The sequence below is a fragment of the Neobacillus drentensis genome, assembly GCF_036965425.1.
Lineage (GTDB): Bacteria > Bacillota > Bacilli > Bacillales > Cytobacillaceae > Neobacillus > Neobacillus drentensis_F.
Map to the genome: position 1 here is coordinate 1 of NZ_JBALPP010000097.1, position 4641 is coordinate 4641.

At 36.0% G+C, this 4641-nt stretch carries 2 protein-coding genes and 2 pseudogenes; all 4 read left to right on the top strand.

The window, feature by feature from the left end:
* The first annotated feature begins 106 nt into the window (after positions 1-106).
* The 4 genes and pseudogenes from V7161_RS21630 to V7161_RS21645 all read left to right on the top strand — a co-directional run bounded on the left by V7161_RS21630 (position 107) and on the right by V7161_RS21645 (position 4636).
* Complete coding sequence (locus V7161_RS21630) at positions 107-301, top strand: hypothetical protein (RefSeq protein WP_335714936.1); 195 nt, start codon at positions 107-109, stop codon at positions 299-301.
* Between the two features lie 336 nt (positions 302-637).
* The gene (locus V7161_RS21635) at positions 638-2074 is read left to right on the top strand and encodes a PLP-dependent aminotransferase family protein (RefSeq protein ID WP_335714937.1); all 1437 of its coding nucleotides are present in this window, start codon (positions 638-640) and stop codon (positions 2072-2074) included.
* 303 nt (positions 2075-2377) lie between these two features.
* Positions 2378-3135: pseudogene (gene hemQ / locus V7161_RS21640) on the top strand (hydrogen peroxide-dependent heme synthase).
* A gap of 23 nt (positions 3136-3158) precedes the next feature.
* Positions 3159-4636, top strand: a pseudogene (locus V7161_RS21645) (aminotransferase class I/II-fold pyridoxal phosphate-dependent enzyme).
* Positions 4637-4641: the final 5 nt, after the last annotated feature.

Below are 4641 nucleotides of genomic sequence, written 5' to 3' on the forward strand. Positions count from 1 at the left end.
ATATTATACTTTTAAAGTTGATATACTGATAAGGCTAATACAATTTATTCTTGTTAGGTCAAAATTCAATTATCTAAAATCACGAATATTTTATTAGAGGTGTTACATGAAGATTTTAACCACCTTGGTAATCGCAGTTATCATAATCGCCATTATTTCAACATTATTAACAGCTGGAAAAGCAGATGTAAAATATAGCAGTTCTACAAAAAGAAACACTACAAATTTGACATTGATTTATGCTATTTCTATTCCATTAATTTTAATTGCTCTTGGAATATTTATTGTGTTTTTTACTTAATTTCTTCTAAAACCGATTTGAACCTATTGTCATAATGACGATAGGTTTTTTTAAAAATTGGCTCTGTTAAAGAACATTGTTGATTTTTTACACAGTTGATTGGAGCGGAAGGCTCGAAGACTCCTGCGGGAGTATACGGGGCAGGGGAGACCCCGCAGGCGCAAGAGTGCCGAGGAGGCTCGCCCGGCAGGCCCGCGGAAAGCGAAGCGCCTGGAGCGCAAATCAACCACAAAGTTTAACAGAGCCTAAAAATTAAAGATTACTTCTGATTTAAACAAATAAAGGAAGATAATAATTTGAATATAAACAAATTACAGACAATAAGGAATGTATTATATGGATTGGAAACCAGATCGAACATCAAAAAAAGCTATATATAAACAACTTGCAGAATATATCGAAAACGGAATTGCGGATGGTACTTTTCCACCAGATAAACCATTGCCTTCTGAGAGATCCTTAGCTAAAGATCTCAATATTAATAGAAGTACAGTTGTGGCTGCATATGATGAATTGGAGTCAAATGGGCTAATTCAAAGAACTAGAGGAAGCGGAACAACTATAAGTAAAGATATTTGGGGAATTACCAAGAAACGTATTCCTTCCTGGAACAGGTATATCGAAGCAGGATCCTTTTTACCTAACTTGCCTGTAACCCAGAGGATCAGGAGAGAAGCCGTAGAACATAAGTTAATTAATCTAGCTAGCGGAGAAATTTCAGAGGATCTATTTCCATTGAAATACTTAAGAGAGATTACTTCTTCTCGGTCGTTTGTTGGAAGCTTAGGTTATGATCATCCGCAAGGAAACGCAATATTACGAGAAACCATTGCAAAGCATGTTAAGCAATATCGAAAAATAGAAACGAATCCTTCATCCATCTTAATTACATCTGGGGCACAACAAGCATTACACTTAGTGGTTCAATGTCTATTAAAACAAGGTGATGCAGTGGCATTGGAAGATCCCTCTTACAACTATAATCTTCCAATATTTAAATCAGCAGGACTGAGACCTTATTACCTTCCTGTAAACCATGATGGTATCAATCCGGATGACTTACTTTCCTTGCATAAAAAGCATCGAATACGAATGATATTCCTGAATCCTTCTTTTCAAAATCCAACAGGTGCTCTATTTAGCGAAAAGAAACGGAAAGCGATTCTTGAAATATCTTCAGAACATGGTATCCCCGTCGTTGAAGATGACCCTTACAGTTTAACATCCTTTACAGGGGAAAAGGTATCTACTTTAAAATCAATGGATGTCAATGGAAATGTTTTATATATAAGTTCTTTATCAAAGATCGTTGCTTCAGGATTAAGGATTGGTTGGATCATAGGCCCAACCTCTGTTATTGAAAGACTCTCAGATGCGAAACAGCAAATCGATTTTGGTCATGCAAGTTTTACACAGTGGATCGCAAATGATTTTTTAGAATCCCAAAATTTTCATTATCATATTGAAAATTTAAACAAACAATTGGAAAAAAGAAGAGACCAAATTATTAGAAGTCTTGAATTTAATTTAAAAGATGAAGTTGATTATTCCACCCCTATGGGCGGCATTCATATTTGGTGCAGGATAAAAAAAGAGGTGAATGAAACGCAATTACTCGAGGAATCAATCAAAAAGGGAGTCATTTATGTCCCGGGGTATACGATGGGGTCTCAAAAAGGTTTTGTTCGTTTTACATTTGCAAGGGAAAATGAAGAATCCATTGATGAAGGAATTAGAAGGTTTGCGGAAGCACTTGCGTCTACTAATATTTGAAGTTAGAAGGGATCATGTTATTGACGTGATCCTTTTTTTGATAAACAAAATATGGATGGTGAAAAAAGTAGCTTATTGGATGGTCATAAAAAATTAAAATCCGATAATATGGAGAAGTGGATTCTTATATGTCTATTTATGTAGATCTTTTATGAAGTTTTTCATGTGAATTTGTGAATCAATTCACAAATATCACATTTGAGGGAAAGGTTATGTTTCAAATGAATCAGATTTTGAAACGTAAGGCGTTAGATAGTATTAAGCCTTATATAGAATAATTATTAACAAAGGAAGTTGAAAACAATGTCTAATGTAACCGAAACATTGGATGGGTGGTACTGCCTAAACAATTTTCGCAAGATCGACTGGAAAAGCTAGAAGTCTTTAAATGATGACAAACATCAAGAGGTGGTTAACGAGATAATTGAATTGTGGAATGAATGGAATGGTATTCAAGAACGAGGAGAAGGTAGTCAGGCTTTCTATCAAATATTGGGGTATAAAGCTGATATTATGTTTATGTTTCTCCGTCCCACCCTTGATGAACTAACTCAAATAGAACTAGCATTTAATAAAACTAAATTCGCTGAGTATACGGTCCAAACGACATCGTATGTTTCAGTAGTCGAACTAAGCAATTATCTTCCAAAAGGGGAAGATCCATATGCTAAACCAGAAATTAGAGAACGTCTGTATCCAAAAATTCCTAATGTGAAATATATTTGTTTCTACCGATGAATAAGCTACGCAGAGGTAGTGATAATTGGTACATGTTATCAACTGAAGAACGCAAGAAAATGATGCGAAGCCATAGCTTAATTGGCCGAAAGTATGCCGGTAAGGTAAAGCAAATCATTTTAGGATCAGTGGGATTAGACGATTATGAATGGGGCGTAGCATTATTTGGGGAGGATCCGATTCAATTTAAAAAACTAATTTACGAAATGCGATTCGATGAAGTTAGTGCCCGATTTGGAGAGTTTGGTTCTTTTTATGTAGGAAGGTACCAGTCTAAAGAACTCTTTAATCATCTACTACAACTATGGTTTTACAAAATATAAGATGAGAAAGGGTGTGTTACACATTGGTAAACCAATTTGAAACACCATTATTTACAGCCTTAAAAAAACATGCAGAAAAAAATCCGATCCAATTTCACATTCCCGGTCATAAAAAAGGGAATGGAATGGATCCAGAATTTAGAGAATTTATCGGTGAAAATGCACTTTCAATCGATTTAATCAATATAGCGCCATTAGATGACCTGCATCTCCCTAAAGGAATTATTAAACAGTCACAGGAGTTAGCTGCTGAAGCATTTGGTGCTGATTATACCTTCTTCTCTGTACAGGGAACAAGTGGAGCCATTATGGCTATGATTATGTCAGTTTGTGAACCAGGTGATAAAATTTTGGTTCCGCGAAATGTTCACAAATCAATCATGAGTGCGATTGTTTTTTCTCGAGCCGTTCCGATTTTTATTCATCCAGAAGTGGATGCACACTTTGGTATTTCTCATGGTATTACACCCGATTCGATTGAGAGAGCATTAGTATTACATCCAGATACAAAAGCTGTGCTTGTCATCAATCCTACGTATTATGGTGTATCGCGGGGGATTTAAGAAAAATTGTGAAGATTGCCCATTCAAGGAGCATACCAGTACTTGTAGATGAAGCACACGGAGCACATATTCATTTTCATCAGGAACTACCTTTATCCGCAATGGAGGCCGGGGCTGATTTGGCTGCAACAAGTGTGCATAAATTAGGAGGGTCCCTTACACAGAGTTCTATATTAAACCTACAAGGTAACCTTGTATCATCAAAACGCGTCCAATCTGTATTAAGTATGCTTACAACAACCTCTACGTCTTATTTATTATTGGCTTCTTTGGATGTTGCCAGAAAATCTTTAGCTACAGAGGGACAAGCACTGCTGGAGGACACTATTAGAAAAGCCGAGAAAACACGTTCAAAGATTAATCAAATTGACTATCTATATTGCATGGGTCGAGAAGTCCTGGAATCCAGCGCAGCTTTGGCGATGGATCCTACCAAACTGTTAATATCAGTAAAAGAGCTTGGAATTACTGGTTATGAAGTTGAAAAGTGGCTTCGAAATAAATTTAATATTGAAGTTGAATTATCTGATCTTTACAACATCCTTTGTATTGTGACACCAGGGGACTCTGAGGAAGATTTGATGACACTTGTACAGGCTTTATCGCAACTTTCACTAGAATATAAGAATCAAGCAGATGAAAATGTAAACAGTTCAGTCTTGTTACCTGAGATTCCATTGTTAGCTTTAACACCGCGCGATGCTTTTTACGAGAAAACCGAAGTGATTCCATTTGAACAGTCTGCTGGCAGAATTATTGCGGAATTTGTAATGGTATATCCTCCTGGAATACCAATCTTTATACCAGGAGAAATAATAACAGAAGATAATATACTCTATACAAGAAAAAATATAGAAGCTGGTCTTCCTGTTCAGGGTGCAGAAGATGATAAACTAAAAACTATACGTGTGATTAAAGTACATTCAATAATTAAATAAATTTG

Coding starts and splice junctions, on each gene's coding strand:
- V7161_RS21630 (WP_335714936.1), top strand. CDS start 107: ATGAAGATTTTAACCACCTTGGTAATCGCAGTTATCATAATCGCCATT.
- V7161_RS21635 (WP_335714937.1), top strand. CDS start 638: ATGGATTGGAAACCAGATCGAACATCAAAAAAAGCTATATATAAACAA.